Annotated in this window: 14 protein-coding genes; 8 read left to right on the top strand and 6 right to left on the bottom strand. The window is 56.0% G+C overall.

Annotation, left to right across the window (positions count from 1 at the left end; genetic code table 11):
- Window positions 1-5: 5 nt before the first annotated feature.
- The 4 genes from ppx to mgtE all read left to right on the top strand — a co-directional run bounded on the left by ppx (window position 6) and on the right by mgtE (window position 4041).
- Window positions 6-1532 (top strand): exopolyphosphatase, encoded by a 1527-nt coding sequence (gene ppx / locus NP77_RS07135; protein WP_003848733.1) that lies wholly within the window; start codon window positions 6-8, stop codon window positions 1530-1532.
- A 41-nt stretch (window positions 1533-1573) separates the two neighbouring features.
- Entirely contained in the window at window positions 1574-2188 is a 615-nt protein-coding gene (gene tehB, locus NP77_RS07130) for a tellurite resistance methyltransferase TehB (protein WP_003848730.1), read from the top strand.
- A 102-nt stretch (window positions 2189-2290) separates the two neighbouring features.
- Window positions 2291-2476, top strand: coding sequence for a YfgG family protein (locus NP77_RS07125; protein ID WP_003848728.1), 186 nt, complete (start codon window positions 2291-2293; stop codon window positions 2474-2476).
- A 131-nt stretch (window positions 2477-2607) separates the two neighbouring features.
- Window positions 2608-4041: a magnesium transporter gene (gene mgtE, locus NP77_RS07120; RefSeq protein WP_003848726.1), complete on the top strand. Its 1434-nt coding sequence runs from the start codon at window positions 2608-2610 to the stop codon at window positions 4039-4041.
- On the opposite strand, the gene NP77_RS07115 is transcribed toward mgtE, so the two are convergent.
- Window positions 4042-4539 carry an AlpA family transcriptional regulator gene (locus NP77_RS07115; protein WP_039659548.1) on the bottom strand — a complete coding sequence of 166 codons (498 nt, stop codon included), beginning with the start codon at window positions 4537-4539 and terminating at the stop codon, window positions 4042-4044.
- Window positions 4540-4559: 20 nt separating this feature from the next.
- Window positions 4560-4805: a hypothetical protein gene (locus NP77_RS07110; RefSeq protein ID WP_003848722.1), complete on the bottom strand. Its 246-nt coding sequence runs from the start codon at window positions 4803-4805 to the stop codon at window positions 4560-4562.
- Between the two features lie 194 nt (window positions 4806-4999).
- Between NP77_RS07110 and NP77_RS07105 the strand changes: the two genes are divergently transcribed.
- Complete coding sequence (locus tag NP77_RS07105; RefSeq protein WP_003848720.1) at window positions 5000-5179, top strand: hypothetical protein; 180 nt, start codon at window positions 5000-5002, stop codon at window positions 5177-5179.
- Between the two features lie 30 nt (window positions 5180-5209).
- Here the strand turns inward: NP77_RS07105 and NP77_RS07100 are convergent, their stop codons facing one another.
- From NP77_RS07100 to guaB, 3 genes are all read right to left on the bottom strand, one after another.
- Complete coding sequence (locus NP77_RS07100; RefSeq protein ID WP_039659545.1) at window positions 5210-5983, bottom strand: DUF3750 domain-containing protein; 774 nt, start codon at window positions 5981-5983, stop codon at window positions 5210-5212.
- A 306-nt stretch (window positions 5984-6289) separates the two neighbouring features.
- On the bottom strand, window positions 6290-7870 hold the full coding sequence (gene guaA / locus NP77_RS07095; protein WP_003848716.1) for a glutamine-hydrolyzing GMP synthase: 1581 nt from the start codon (window positions 7868-7870) through the stop codon (window positions 6290-6292).
- 68 nt (window positions 7871-7938) lie between these two features.
- Complete coding sequence (gene guaB, locus NP77_RS07090; protein ID WP_003848714.1) at window positions 7939-9405, bottom strand: IMP dehydrogenase; 1467 nt, start codon at window positions 9403-9405, stop codon at window positions 7939-7941.
- Window positions 9406-9573: 168 nt separating this feature from the next.
- On the opposite strand from guaB, the gene xseA reads away from it, so the two are divergent.
- The 3 genes from xseA to NP77_RS07075 all read left to right on the top strand — a co-directional run bounded on the left by xseA (window position 9574) and on the right by NP77_RS07075 (window position 12400).
- Window positions 9574-10947 (top strand): exodeoxyribonuclease VII large subunit, encoded by a 1374-nt coding sequence (gene xseA, locus NP77_RS07085; RefSeq protein WP_039660459.1) that lies wholly within the window; start codon window positions 9574-9576, stop codon window positions 10945-10947.
- Window positions 10948-11057: 110 nt separating this feature from the next.
- Window positions 11058-12071 carry a M4 family metallopeptidase gene (locus NP77_RS07080; protein WP_039659543.1) on the top strand — a complete coding sequence of 338 codons (1014 nt, stop codon included), beginning with the start codon at window positions 11058-11060 and terminating at the stop codon, window positions 12069-12071.
- A complete protein-coding gene (locus NP77_RS07075; RefSeq protein WP_008926700.1) occupies window positions 12068-12400 on the top strand; it encodes a protealysin inhibitor emfourin in 333 nt (110 codons plus the stop codon). The genes NP77_RS07080 and NP77_RS07075 overlap by 4 nt, the downstream gene beginning before the upstream one ends.
- A 40-nt stretch (window positions 12401-12440) precedes the next feature.
- Here NP77_RS07075 and NP77_RS07070 read toward each other — a convergent pair whose 3' ends face one another.
- Entirely contained in the window at window positions 12441-14882 is a 2442-nt protein-coding gene (locus NP77_RS07070; RefSeq protein ID WP_039659542.1) for a glucose/quinate/shikimate family membrane-bound PQQ-dependent dehydrogenase, read from the bottom strand.
- Window positions 14883-14978: the final 96 nt, after the last annotated feature.

The following is a 14978-nucleotide window of genomic DNA, read 5'->3' as shown; positions in this document are numbered from 1 at the left end:
ATCCTATGCCAATTTCTCATAAAAGTACGCCAAAACCCCAGGAGTTTGCGGCGATTGACCTGGGCTCGAACAGTTTCCATATGGTAATTGCGCGGGTTGTCGATGGTGCGATGCAGGTACTGGGCCGCCTTAAACAGCGCGTCCATCTGGCGGACGGGCTGGATGCTCAACACAACCTCAGCGAAGAGGCGATGGAGCGTGGCTTAGCCTGCCTGGCCCTGTTCGCCGAACGCCTGCAGGGTTTCAGTCCCAGCAACGTGACGATTGTCGGCACCCATACGCTGCGCGAGGCGATCAATGCCGAAACCTTCCTGCAGCGCGCTGCCGAGGTGATCCCCTATCCAATCGAGGTGATTTCAGGCCATGAAGAAGCGCGTCTGATCTTTATGGGTGTGGAGCACACACAGCCGGAAAAAGGCCGCAAGCTGGTAATCGATATCGGCGGCGGCTCCACTGAGCTGGTGATTGGTGAAGATTTCGAACCTCAGCTGGTTGAGAGCCGGCGCATGGGTTGCGTCAGTTTCGCCCAGCTCTATTTCCCGAAAGGGGAAATCAGCCGTGAAAACTTCCGTCGTGCCCGCTTAGCGGCTGCACAAAAGCTGGAAACGCTGGCATGGCAATATCGTCTGCATGGCTGGCAATATGCGCTGGGCGCATCCGGTACCATCAAAGCTGCCTGCGAAGTGCTGCAGGCGATGGATGAAAAAGAGAAGCTGATTACGCCTGAGCGTCTCGAAAAGCTCTATGACGAAGTGATGAAACATAAATCCTTCTCTGCACTGAGCCTGCCGGGCCTTTCAGAAGAGCGCAAAGGTGTGTTTGTCCCCGGACTGGCGATTCTCTGTGGCGTCTTCGATGCGCTGGCGATTCGCGAGCTGCGCCTCTCCGACGGTGCGCTGCGTGAAGGTGTGCTCTATGAGATGGAGGGCCGTTTCCGCCATCAGGATATTCGCAGCCGCACAGCACAAAGTCTGGCTAACCATTACGCCATCGACAGCGATCAGGCTCGACGTGTGCTGGAGACGACCGAGCAGCTTTATCTGCAATGGCGCGATCAGAACCCAAAGCTGGCGAATCCGCAACTGGCTGCACTGCTTAAATGGGCGGCGATGCTGCATGAAGTGGGCCTGACTATCAATCACAGCGGCCTGCAACGTCATTCAGCCTATATTCTGCAAAACACCAACCTGCCGGGGTTCAATCAGGATCAGCAGATGTTGCTGGCGGCACTGGTCAGATTCCATCGTAAAGCGGTGAAGCTTGATGAGTTACCACGCGTAACGCTGTTCAAGAAAAAACAGTTTGTGCCGCTGATTTTTCTGCTGCGCCTGGGCACCCTGCTGAATAATCAGCGTCAGGCCACCACGCGTCCGGATGCGTTAACCCTGAAATGCGATGATGGCCACTGGACGCTGATTTTCCCGGCGGGCTACTTTGCACAGAACAATCTGGTTCAGCTCGATCTTGAACGCGAGCAGGCTTACTGGAACGACGTCACCGGATGGAAGCTGATCCTCGAAGAAGATATCTGACAACCCGGGCGCCCCGCGCCCGTTTAACTGAATTGATGACTATGACACAACCAACCGCACCGCTTTCAGGCGAAAACTATTTTGCCGACACCTATGGTTTAACGCCGCCCCACTCCGAAGTGGTTGCGGCTCTGCCCCAGCTTAACGTCGGCAAGGCGCTTGATCTTGGCTGTGGCGTGGGACGCAATACGCTGTTTCTGAATCAGCACGGTTTTGACGTCACAGCGTGGGATCACAATCCGCAGAGCCTGGCGCGCCTGCAGGAGATTATTGCGCAGGAAAACCTTCAGGGTATTCACACTGAGCAGCGCGATCTGAACAACACACGCTTTAATGGCGGCTTCAACGTTGTGCTGTCGACCGTGGTAATGATGTTTCTGCAGCCGCAGACCATTCCGCAGCTGATTGCCGACATGCAGGCTTGTACGGTCAGGGATGGTTTCAACCTGATTGTGGCGGCGATGAACACGGACGATATGCCCTGCCCGGCAGATTTCTCTTTTGCGTTTAAATCGGGCGAACTCAGCCACTATTATCGCAACTGGCACATCGTGAAGTACAACGAGCACCCCGGTCAGCTGCATCGTAAAGATGAAAACGGTAACCGCATCACCTGCCGCTTTGCGACGTTACTGGCGCAAAAAGCGAGTTATTGATCTTTATCTGCTGTTTTTTTCAACAGCGATTGATTTCATCTGGCGACTGTGACTAAATATTGCAGTCGCCCTATGATGGGCTCATTACAGGAACCACCCCGCGTGAACAGCGCTATTTCTCCCCGAAGACGTCAAAAAACCGGCACCATGACCCGCATCGTGCTGCTGATCAGTTTTATCATTCTCTTTAGTCGCCTGATTTTTATCCTGCCTGCTGCCTTCGAGCATCATCAGCAACAGAAAGCTATTCCTGAGCCTGTCACCGTCACATCAAATGATACGCGCTAGCGAATAGTGATATTTCGCCTGAATTGCACTGAAACCTGAACGGAATCCAGATAACTGGACTCTTTTTTGCATCCCTTTTTCAGGCGAAACGCTACACTGCGTGCTGGTGCTTACAGACTAAGGGATCCAATGTGTCTGCCTCTCAATCTCAACGTTTAAGTGAAATACGTCATCGCATTCTGACGCTGCTGCTCAATGAGCACGATCTGGTTGATTCCCTGCTGGAGAAATCCGGCGATCTCAACCCTGAACAGCAACGTGAAAATGCGGCCCAGCGTGATGCGCTGGAACAGGATATTCAGCAGCTTCATGCCGCTGACCTCGCCGACATTCTTGAAGCCCTGCCCGAAGAGGAACGTCAGGCGCTGTGGCGGCTGGTGCCAAATGAGCGGCGTGGTCACGTGCTGGTTGAAGCCTCAGAAACGGTCTGGGCCAGCCTCACCGAAGAGATGAGCGACCGTGATATCCTGCGCGCTATCCAGCCGCTGGACATCGACGATCAGGTCTGGCTGGCACAATATCTGCCGCGTGACCTGACCGGGCGCCTGCTGGCGACCGTGGAGCCAGCTCTGCGCGCCCGCATGCTCGATATGGTGCAGCTCGACCGCGACCGCGTAGGCCGGGTGATGGATTTTAATATCCTGACGGTGCGCGACGATGTCACGCTGGCAACGGTGCAGCGTTTTCTGCGCAAGCGTAAAAGCATGCCAGGCGGTACCGATAAACTCTTTATTACTAACAAAGACAATCAGCTGCTGGGCGAACTGCTGCTGACGGATATCCTGCTTAACAAACCTAAAACTCTGGTCAGCGACGTTATGAACGCGCGCCCGACCACCTTCCAGCTCAACGACAAGGCCGAAGATGCGGCCAGCGCCTTTGAGCGTTATAACCTGATTTCTGCTGCCGTCACCGACGCCAGGGGCAAACTGATTGGCCGTGTGACCATCGAAGACATTGTCGACCTGGTGAATGCCGAAAACGAAAGTAACATTCGTAAAATGGGCGGCATCAGTCAGGAAGAGGATGTGTTTGCCCCGGTGCGTAAATCAGTACGCAAACGCTGGGCCTGGCTGGCCATTAATCTCTGTACCGCCTTTGTTGCTTCGCGGGTTATCGGGCTGTTTGAAGGGACGATTTCGCAAATCGTGGCGCTTGCCACCCTGATGCCAATTGTTGCGGGTATTGGCGGCAACACCGGTAACCAGACCATCACCATGATTGTGCGGGCACTGGCCTTACATCAGGTTGAACCGGGTAACTTCTCGTTTCTGATTGTCCGTGAACTGGGCGTAGCGCTGATCAACGGCCTGTTCTGGGGCGGCATTATGGGCGGCATTACCTGGCTGATGTATGACAATATGGCGCTGGGTGGCGTCATGATGCTGGCCATGGCGCTGAACCTGCTATTGGCCGCGCTGATGGGTGTACTGGTTCCGCTGGTGATGACCAAAATGAAGCGCGATCCGGCCGTAGGCTCCAGCGTATTGATCACTGCTCTGACCGATACCGGCGGCTTCTTTATCTTCCTGGGACTGGCGACGATCTTCCTGCTGCCCCACTGATCAGGCGTGCAGGCCGTAACGTTGCAGCGACCCGTTGAGATTGCGCTGGCGCGTCACCTTTGCCAGCTCACGGGTCGCCGCAGGCAACGTGTAATTGCCGCGCTGGCTCAGCCACTCCAGCACGTCCGCTAAGTGCCAGATGGCGGTTTTACCGTCGTGCACCGGCAGTGGAAACGGCGGGCGGTGGCTGAGCATTAACTTACGCATATTCTGACGCGTCATGCCGATGATCTCGGCCACATCCGTCAATCCCACAAAATCAGGTGCCGCTTCTACCAGCGTGGCACCCGGTATAGCACGCAGCACATCCTCTTCTGCCTGTCTCAATACCTCCGTGGCAGAGTCAGACTCCCGGGTAAACTCCAGTGCAATGCGCCCTGGCATACCCAGACCGATCAGTGCATCATCACAGCCTGATACTGCCAGTGTTTCCAGCAACTCATCCACCGGCGCATGCCCTTCCGGCAGGCTAAACCGCAGTGTAAAACAATATTCCATATGCCTCTCCTTGTGCTGCTTCAGGACTTCAGATAGTGACAATTATCTACCACGCGCCGCAGCGCCTGGGCATGCTGATGTGCATTTTTCGGTGTGCTCCAGATGCAGGTCAGACAAAACTCCCCACATCGGCACATCAACAGATTTTTCGGGCAGTACATTTTGCCCCAGGCGTGATGACCTCCCGTCACGACCAGCCAGCCATGGGTTTCGGCGTAACGTAACGCCGTTTCAATCTCTTTACTGGGATGCCGCTTCCTTGCCATGTGTGTCCCTATCCTGACGCTGAATGATTGAGTTGTCAACTGACAACCAGGTGAATATTTCTTAATGCGCCTCAGCATGCGCAGACTTTTTCTCGCAGTAAAACGGTCAGGGTATAAACTGGAAAACGTCACGCAAAAAATAAACCGCGCCAGCGAGAATCCGGCCGGACTCATGTTCAACAACGGAGGCAGGAATGTTTAAAGCAGAGGATTTTGTTCAGTCGAAAACCGGCGGGCCTAAAATGCAGGTATTGCGCGTCGACGGCGACACCCTGTGGTGCGCGCGCGTTGATGATGCGGCAAAGAAAGAGATCGAAGTGAAGGCAGAGAGCGTCAATCTCTATCATGAAGAGGGTGACTTTGGCGTGTGCTGACGCAAAATGGCCCCTGACGGGGCCAGACTGTCAGGGTTTGTCCTGCTGAAGGTTGTCATTGCCCAGACCACCGATAAACGGCAACCGCAGCCGGAACGGCGTAAAATCGAGTCCCATATTAAGCCCCAGCAGGTTCACTTCAAGTCCCTCTTCCGCGCCCAGCGTCACGCCCGCCACGCCCAGAATCGACACCTGCAAACCGCGCCCGGATGGCGGCAGCCCGATGGGATGCCACAGTGACCGGTAATCTTTGCCCAGCGCATTGGCGGGCAGATCCAGTTTTAAAGCCGGCACTTCACGGCCGATATGCGCCAGGAAGGTATTGCTGTTCGGTCCGGGCCAGGCACGATAAGTTGTCGGCCACGGATAGGATTTAATGGCGGCTTCAATCTGCGGAATCATCGCCTCGGCTTCCGGTCCGCGATGCTCCACCAGCAGTCGGGGTTTTGCGCCATACCAGTAACCATCCGGCAGGTTGGTGTTGCGCCGGATTTTGTCGCCGCTGCCCCAACTAATCACTTCGTAGCGGGTGAAACGCGTTTCACCTGCGCGCTTAAAGATGATCCAGGGATGCACCGCCACCCGCCCTTTCCAGCCATAGGTCGGCGCCGCATAGACCTGCACGATAGCCAGGTTATATAACGCGCGCGGATCGGGCGCGATTCCGGCCGAATCCCGCCGGGCAGTGGCCCAGCCACCGGGCTGTGCGGTTTCGCCGTGACGCGTCGCCTGCGCAATGCTGGCTCCCAGCGACAGCAGCAGTACGGCAATAAAAAACAGGCTGAACACTTTCAGTGAGAGCATGACAACATTCCTGATGACGTAAGAATCACGAAACGCCTGAGTGGCAGGCGGTTACAGTAAGTGGCGGCTTTGGGATACGGATTATCGAAGCGGCGAATAAAAGCAGGACACAAAGGAAGTTAAGTGCAGGCTTCTACTGCAGGGAGAATAGCGCAATTTCCGGTAAAGTGAACAGAAAACCGCCAGTGATGGGGATAGATGTGCTGAAAGGTTAAAATGGCCCATCTAAGTGGAGTTCAGGCAATAAAAAGCCCGCTGAAAGCGGGCTTTTAAAGCATCAGGAGCTAATCGGCGGCATGGGCCGGTTTATTCCCACTCAATCGTCGCCGGTGGCTTGCCGCTGATGTCGTACACCACGCGGGAGATGCCGTCGACTTCATTGATGATGCGGTTTGAGACGCGTCCCAGGAAATCATACGGCAGGTGCGCCCAGTGTGCGGTCATAAAGTCGATGGTTTCCACCGCACGCAGCGAGACAACCCAGTCATATTTACGGCCATCGCCCATCACGCCGACCGAGCGAACCGGCAGGAAGACAGTGAACGCCTGGCTGACTTTGTTGTAGAGATCCGCTTTATGCAGCTCTTCGATGAAGATGGCATCGGCACGGCGCAGCAGGTCGCAATACTCTTTCTTCACTTCGCCCAGCACACGCACGCCCAGACCCGGACCCGGGAACGGATGGCGATACAGCATGTCGTACGGCAGGCCCAGCTCCAGACCAATCTTGCGCACTTCGTCTTTGAACAGCTCTTTCAGCGGCTCAACCAGGCCCATCTTCATCTCTTTCGGCAGGCCACCCACGTTGTGGTGTGACTTGATGACGTGCGCTTTACCGGTAGCTGACGCCGCCGACTCAATCACGTCCGGATAGATGGTGCCCTGTGCCAGCCACTTCACATCCTGCAGCTTCAGCGCTTCTTCGTCGAACACTTCCACAAAGACGCGACCAATGGTCTTACGCTTGGCTTCTGGCTCATCAATACCCGCCAGCGCATCCAGGAAGCGCATCTCAGCCGGCACATGGATGATGTTCAGACCGAAGTGGTCGCCAAACATATCCATTACCTGTTGTGCTTCGTTCAGACGCAGCAGGCCGTTATCCACGAACACACAGGTCAGACGGTCGCCGATGGCACGATGCAGCAGCATTGCCGTCACAGAGGAGTCCACTCCGCCTGACAGACCAAGGATGACCTTGTCGTTGCCAACCTGCTCACGCAGGCGTTCAACGGCATCTTCAATGATTTTGGCCGGTGTCCACAGTGCTTCACATTCACAGATGTCGATGATGAAGCGCTCAAGCATCCGCAGGCCCTGACGGGTATGGGTCACTTCCGGGTGGAACTGCACGCCATAGAAACGCTTCTCTTCGTTGGCCATAATGGCAAATGGACAGGTTTCTGTGCTGGCAACGGTCACGAAGTCAGCCGGGATCGCCGTGACTTTGTCGCCGTGGCTCATCCAGACATCCAGCAGCGGTTTACCGGTGGCGCTGATTGCATCTTCAATGTCGCGAACCAGGGCACTTGGGGTCGTCACTTCAACCTGCGCATAGCCAAACTCGCGCTCGTTAGAGCCAGATACTGTGCCGCCCAGCTGCATCGCCATAGTCTGCATACCGTAGCAGACACCCAGCACCGGCACGCCTGCGTTGAAGACATATTCAGGTGCACGCGGGCTGTTCAGTTCTGTGGTGCTTTCCGGGCCACCGGAAAGGATGATGCCGCTGGGGTTGAACTGGCGAATCTGCTCTTCGGTGACATCCCATGCCCAGAGTTCGCAATAAACGCCGAGTTCGCGCACGCGACGTGCCACCAGTTGCGTGTATTGTGAGCCGAAATCGAGAATCAGAATGCGGTGCTTATGGATATTTTCCGTCGTCATTGAGGGGTTTCCAGAACGGTGACTTGATCAATAAAAGCGCCCGGCTGAAGCCGGGCGTGAAATCGGGATTACGAACCCATGCGGTAGTTCGGTGACTCTTTAGTGATAGTCACGTCATGCACGTGGCTCTCATTGATGCCCGCGCCGCTGATGCGAACAAATTCCGCTTTGGTGCGCAGGTCGTCAATGGTCGGGCAACCGGTCAGGCCCATGCACGAACGCAATCCGCCCATCTGCTGATGCACGATCTCTTTCAGACGGCCTTTATAGGCCACGCGACCTTCGATACCTTCCGGCACCAGCTTGTCAGCGGCGTTATCAGTCTGGAAGTAACGGTCAGACGAGCCTTTGGACATCGCGCCCAGTGAACCCATACCGCGATAGGATTTGAATGAACGGCCCTGATAGAGTTCGATCTCGCCCGGCGACTCTTCGGTCCCCGCCAGCATTGAACCGACCATCACACAGGACGCACCCGCCGCGATTGCTTTAGCGATATCACCGGAGAAACGGATACCACCGTCAGCAATCACCGGAATACCGGTGCCTTCCAGCGCAGTAACCGCGTCAGAAACAGCAGTGATCTGTGGAACGCCCACGCCGGTTACGATACGGGTAGTACAGATTGAGCCCGGGCCGATACCGACTTTAACGGCGCTGACGCCTGCCGCGACCAGCGCCAGAGCGCCTGCGCCTGTTGCCACGTTACCGCCGACGATTTCCAGATCCGGGTATTTAGCGCGGGTTTCACGGATGCGTGACAGCACACCTTCAGAGTGGCCGTGTGAAGAGTCAATCAGCAGCACGTCAACGCCTGCTGCGACCAGCGCATCAATACGCTCTTCGTTACCGGCACCCGCGCCCACCGCTGCACCGACACGCAGTCGACCCTGCGCATCTTTACAGGCGTTAGGTTTACGTTCGGCTTTCTGGAAGTCTTTAACAGTGATCATGCCCAGCAGATGGAAGCTGTCATCCACGACCAGCGCTTTCTCAACGCGCTTTTCGTGCATCTTGTGCAGGACCACATCACGCGCTTCACCCTCTTTCACCGTCACCAGACGCTCTTTCGGGGTCATGACCGCAGAGACCGGCTGAGAGAGGTCGGTGACGAAGCGCACATCACGACCGGTGATGATACCCACCAGTTCGTTGTCGCGGTTAACTACCGGGTAGCCTGCAAAGCCGTTGCGCTCGGTCAGCACTTTCACATCAGCCAGAGGCGTGGTTGGCAGCACGGTCTGTGGTTCAGTGACCACGCCGCTTTCATGTTTCTTCACCTTGCGCACTTCGTCCGCCTGGCGTTCAATCGACATATTTTTATGGATGAAGCCAAGGCCGCCTTCCTGTGCCAGCGCAATCGCCAGACCCGATTCGGTCACGGTGTCCATGGCAGCGGAGAGCATAGGAATGTTTAAACGGATATTTTTGGTCAGCTGCGTGCTGAGGTCGGCCGTATTAGGCAGGACGGTGGAGTGTGCAGGGACGAGCAGAACGTCGTCAAAAGTGAGTGCTTCTTTAGCGATTCTTAACATGGCAATACTCCACCTCGGGTGATTGAGAATAGATAAAATATTGCCGCGGCATTATACAGGCCGTAATCGATTGCCTCCAGCATTATTTAAGAAAAACTCTTGATCCGCACAGGCAGCAATGTAGTATCGATGAATTAACCTGCTGATTTGGAATTTGATCTTCGTCACATGTCGCTGCCACCCATCGCCAATATTTTTACCGTCAGCCGTCTCAATACGACAGTGCGTCAACTGCTGGAGAAAGAGATGGGTCTGGTCTGGATCAGCGCCGAGATCTCCAACTTCACGCAACCGGCATCCGGTCACTGGTACTTCACGCTGAAAGATGATGGCGCTCAGGTTCGCTGTGCCATGTTCCGTAACAGCAATCGTCGCGTCACCTTCCGTCCGCAGCACGGTCAGCAGGTACTGGTGCGTGCCAACATCACGCTCTATGAGCCCCGCGGTGACTATCAGCTGATTGCCGAGAGTATGCATCCGGCGGGTGAAGGCTTGTTGCAGCAGCAGTTTGAACTGCTGAAAGCAAAACTGGCGACCGAAGGATTGTTCGATCCGCAGCATAAGCAACCACTGCCGGAACCGGCACGCCAGGTCGGGGTTATCACCTCTTCCACCGGTGCGGCACTGCACGATGTGTTACGTGTGCTGCATCGCCGTGATCCTTCGCTGCCCGTGGTGATCTACCCCACCGTAGTTCAGGGTGTTGATGCGCCCGCGGCGATTGTCCGTGCAATTGAAATCGCCAACCTGCGCAATGAGTGCGACGTGTTAATCGTCGGACGCGGCGGCGGTTCACTGGAAGATCTGTGGAGTTTTAATGACGAACGCGTAGCACGCGCCATTTTTGCCAGCCGCATTCCTGTCGTCAGCGCGGTCGGTCACGAAACCGATGTCACCATTGCTGACTTTGTTGCCGATTTACGCGCGCCCACCCCTTCCGCCGCCGCTGAAATTGTCAGCCGTAACCAGCTGGAGCTGCTGCGCCAGTTGCAATCTCAGCAACAGCGGCTGGAGATGGCGATGGATTATTACCTGGCGCGCCAGCAGCGGCTTTATACCCGCCTTGAGCATCGTCTGCAGCAGCAGCACCCGCAGTTGCGTCTGGCTCGTCAGCAGACCGCCCTGTTCCGCCTGCAACAGCGTCTGGGTGAAGCGATGGAAACCCGTCTGCGTCACGCAACACGTCAGCAGGATCGCCTGTCCCAGCGACTCAATGCTCAACAGCCGCAGCAGCGCCTGTTCGAGGCGCAAAAGCAGCTTCAAAACTGGCACTATCGCCTGCAGCAGAGCATCACTCAGCAGCTTAACAGCAACAGGCAGCACTTTGGTCAGTTGGTGGCGCAGCTGGAAGGCGTCAGCCCGCTGGCGACGCTGGCGCGTGGGTTTAGTGTGACCACCGACACCACCGGACAGGTGGTGAAGAAAACGGCACAGCTCCAGAGCGGCGATCTGCTGCGCACCCGTCTGGATGATGGCTGGGTTGAAAGCCAGGTGACCCAGCTGTTACCTGAGAAAAAACGCCGCCGTAAAACCGCGTCCTGACGCTTGCTGTCAAATCACACTTTTCCCTCACCGCTGGTCTGATGAATAAGGTTTAAACAGACTGGCGGGTCTATACTTTTTGGTACATTCATGATGCCAAGGAGTTCCAGATGGCTTACTGCGTTATTCCTCCCTATATCCTTCGCAAAATTATCGCACACGGTTCCGGCCACCAGCAGGAGCAGGCGCGTCGCACCCTGACTCACGTTCAGCACCTCATGGCGGAACACTGGCAAAAGCCGACCGGCGTAAAAACCGCGGCGGGTGGTCATGTGGATCGTGAAATTTATGATGCGCAAAGTCAGCAAACGCTGCCGGGTAAACTGATTCGTCAGGAAGGTCAGCCCGGCAATGACGACGTGGCTGCAGAAGAAGCCTGGGACTATCTTGGCGTAACCTATGACTTCTTCTGGCAGGCTTATCAGCGTAACTCGCTGGATAATCAGGGCCTGAAATTGCTGGGTACCGTGCACTACGGTGAGAAATACCAGAACGCTTTCTGGAACGGCCAGCAGATGGTATTTGGTGATGGTGACGGCGAAATCTTCAATCGCTTCACCATTGCGATTGACGTGGTGGCGCACGAGCTGGCGCATGGCGTCACTGAAAACGAAGCCGGGTTAATCTACTTTGAGCAGTCTGGCGCGCTGAATGAATCGCTGTCGGATGTCTTTGGCTCGCTGGTGAAACAGTTCAGTAAAAAACAGCGCGCCGACGAGGCCGACTGGATCATCGGTGAAGGTCTGCTGGCAAAAGGAATTAATGGGCGTGGTTTGCGATCGATGTCTGAACCTGGTACCGCCTACGATGATCCGATGCTGGGCAAAGATCCGCAACCGGCCCACATGGATCACTTCGTGAAGACCCGTGAAGATAACGGTGGGGTCCATATTAACTCCGGCATTCCTAACCGGGCCTTTTATCTGGCGGCTAAAGCACTGGGCGGTTATGCATGGGAACAGGCGGGATATGCCTGGTACGACACCGTGTGTGACGACGAACTGCCACAGAATGCGGACTTTAAGACCTTTGCCCGCTTCACCGTTGAGCATGGTAAAAAACGCTTCGACGCGTCGGTCAGCAATGCTATTGAACAGGCGTGGAAGGAGGTTGGCGTGCTATGAGTGACCTGCCCGAACTCACCGATGATGCCACCATCATCGTCGCGCGTGAAGGCGGCATGGCTTTTATTCCGGGGTTGCGCGCCGAACGTCGTTTTATGCTGGGTGAGCTGCCGGCACCGGAAAAAGAGCGCGTCTGCCATGCGCTGGAGCAGGCAATGCCGCTGGGCGAACCCGAGGAAAAAGCTGCGCAGGTGGGCAGTGGCGATCAGCGCTATTTCCGCATCCAGATTCAGTATGCCACCCGCCGCGAGGTGGGCACCATTGTGCTGCTGATTCCGGAACAGGTGGCACCACCTGAGTTGCAGGCGCTGTGGCGCGACGGCAAATAAAAAAAGGGCCGACAATGTCGGCCCTTCTCGTTAAGCGTTGTTACTTGCTGTCTGGCAGCGCGTACGCAATCACGTAATCACCACGGTCCGGTGACTGACGTGCGCCACCTGCCGAGATCAGGATGTACTGCTTACCATCTTTCGGTGAGACGTAGCTCATTGGGCCGCCCTGACTGCCCACCGGCAGACGTGCTTTCCACACTTCTTTACCGGTTGATGCATCAAAGGCGCGCAGGTAGTAATCCTGTGTACCGGCGATGAACACCAGGCCACCCTGCGTTGCCAGCGTACCGCCCAGCGTTGGCATACCAATCGGCATTTTCACGCGCATTTTAATACCAAACGGACCGGTATCCTGCACCGTACCGACCGGCACCTGCCAGACGATTTTCTGTGTTTTCAGGTCAATCGCCGACAGCGTACCAAATGGCGGTTTCTGACAAGGGATGCCCAGCGGTGACATAAAGCGGTTCTTATTCACAGCATAAGGCGTGCCTTTCAGCGGAACCGCACCCATACCGGTGTTGATCGCTTCGCCACCGTTACTGCCACGCGCCGTTTTATTGGTATCCGCCGGGATCATCTGAACCCACAGGCCCAGACGCATGTCATTGACGAACAACAGGTGATTGTTCGGATCGATCGACATGCTGCCCCAGTTCATTCCACCCAGTGAACCCGGGAAGCTCAGAGACTTGTCAGTGTCTGGTACGGTGAACAGACCGTCATAGCGCATCGATTTGAAACCAATACGGCAAGCCAGCTGGTCAAACGGCGTGGCACCCCACATGTCAGACTCTTTCAGCGTCTGGTTGCCGATCTGCGGCATACCGGTCGAGTGCGGCTGTGTTTTGGTGTACTGCTCGTTCGGGATATGACCCTGCGGCATCGGCAGTTCTTCGACTTTGGTCAGCGGCTTACCGGTCATACGGTCAAGCACGAAGATCATGCCGGTTTTGCCGCCAATCACCACCGCTGGCGTGGTGCTGCCATCTTTTTGCGGGAAGTCGATCAGGCTTGGCTGCATCGGCAGGTCGAAGTCCCACAGATCGTTATGTACGGTCTGATAGACCCACTTCTCTTTACCGGTGGTGGCATCCAGCGCCAGCACCGATGCGCCATATTTGTGATCCAGCGCGGTACGGTTCGCACCCCAGAGGTCAACTGACGAACTCCCCATTGGGATGAACACGGTGTTCATTGCCGGGTCATAAGACATCGGCGCCCATGAGTTTGGCGTACTGCGGGTATAATCTTTGCCCGGCATCAGTATCGCATTCGGGTCAACATTGCCCGGGTCAAACGCCCAGCGCATTTTGCCAGTAATCACGTCAAAACCACGTAACACACCACCAGGCATATCGGTCTGTACGTTATCTGCGACACGGCCACCCACCACAACCGTGGTACCGGCCAGCGTTGGCGCGGAGGTCAGCTGATATTGTGGGTCCGGTGCCTGACCCAGGCCCGCTTTGAGATCTACGATGCCGTGATTACCAAAATCTTCACAGAACTCACCGTTGTCGGCGTTGATCGCAATCAGACGCGCATCAATGGTATTCATCAGAATACGGCGCTGACAGCTGTCACCAGCTGGCAGCACAGCCGCCGTCACCGGTACAGAACCCGGCTTGTCCGGCTGTTGCACAGGTTTGGTGGCATCAAAGTAAGCCAGACCACGGCAGCGCGGCCAGACTTCAGCCTGGGCGTTGATTTCACGTTTCCAGATCTGCTTACCCGTGTTGGCTTCAACGGCGATAACGTTGTTATGCGGCGTACAGAGATAAAGGGTATTGCCAATCTGTAATGGCGTCTGCTGATCTTCTGCGCCGTTACCGGTCGGGCTGACTGGGGTATCACCCGTGCGGAAGGTCCACGCGACCTGCAGATCTTTCACGTTGTCGCGGGTGATTTGATCGAGTGCCACAAAGCGGCTGCCCTGAGGCGTGTTGCCGTAATTATCCCAGTCTTTCTGTTGTTTCGCTTTGTCTACCGGGATCAACGGTAACTCTTCGCCCGTAGCCGCAACGGTAGGATGAGGCTGGAACATCTGCACCAGTGTTGCCACCATGCCTGCCGCCAGCACTGCCGCGAACGCGTAAGAAGGTTTCGCCAGTGAGTGCTTACCTTCGTGCTTACGCAGTGAAGGCCAGATCAGGAAAGCCAGCAGCGTCAGTCCGGCTGGAACCATCAGACGCGAGACCAGTGGCCAGAAATCCAGACCTGCGTCAAACAGCGACCAGATCAGGGTGCCAGCAAAGACCAGCAGGAACAGAACCACTGCCGAAGATTTGCGACGGAAGAACTGAATTGCGGAGAGGACAGTAACAATACCCGCAATTAAAAAGTACCAACTGCCGCCCAAGGCAACCAGTTTACCGCCGCCAATTGCAAAAAACAGACCGGTGGCAAGCAGCACCAGTCCGAGCAGCATGGATGCGATTCCCAGCCCCTTTCCGGCGCGGGAGGATGTTTCAGCCATAACACTTACTCTCCTGAATAAACAGAGCGCCCGGACAGAGGCCATCCGGACTCCGGCGCGTTAACAGGTGCGCGTGGAGCATCGCTCGGTTTCAAA

Origin of the sequence: Pantoea sp. MBLJ3 (genome assembly GCF_000816655.1) — a bacterium.
GTDB classification, from domain to species: Bacteria; Pseudomonadota; Gammaproteobacteria; order Enterobacterales; family Enterobacteriaceae; genus Pantoea; species Pantoea eucalypti.
Note: the sequence above shows the minus strand (reverse complement) of the source record. Positions and strands in the feature narration are given on the sequence as shown.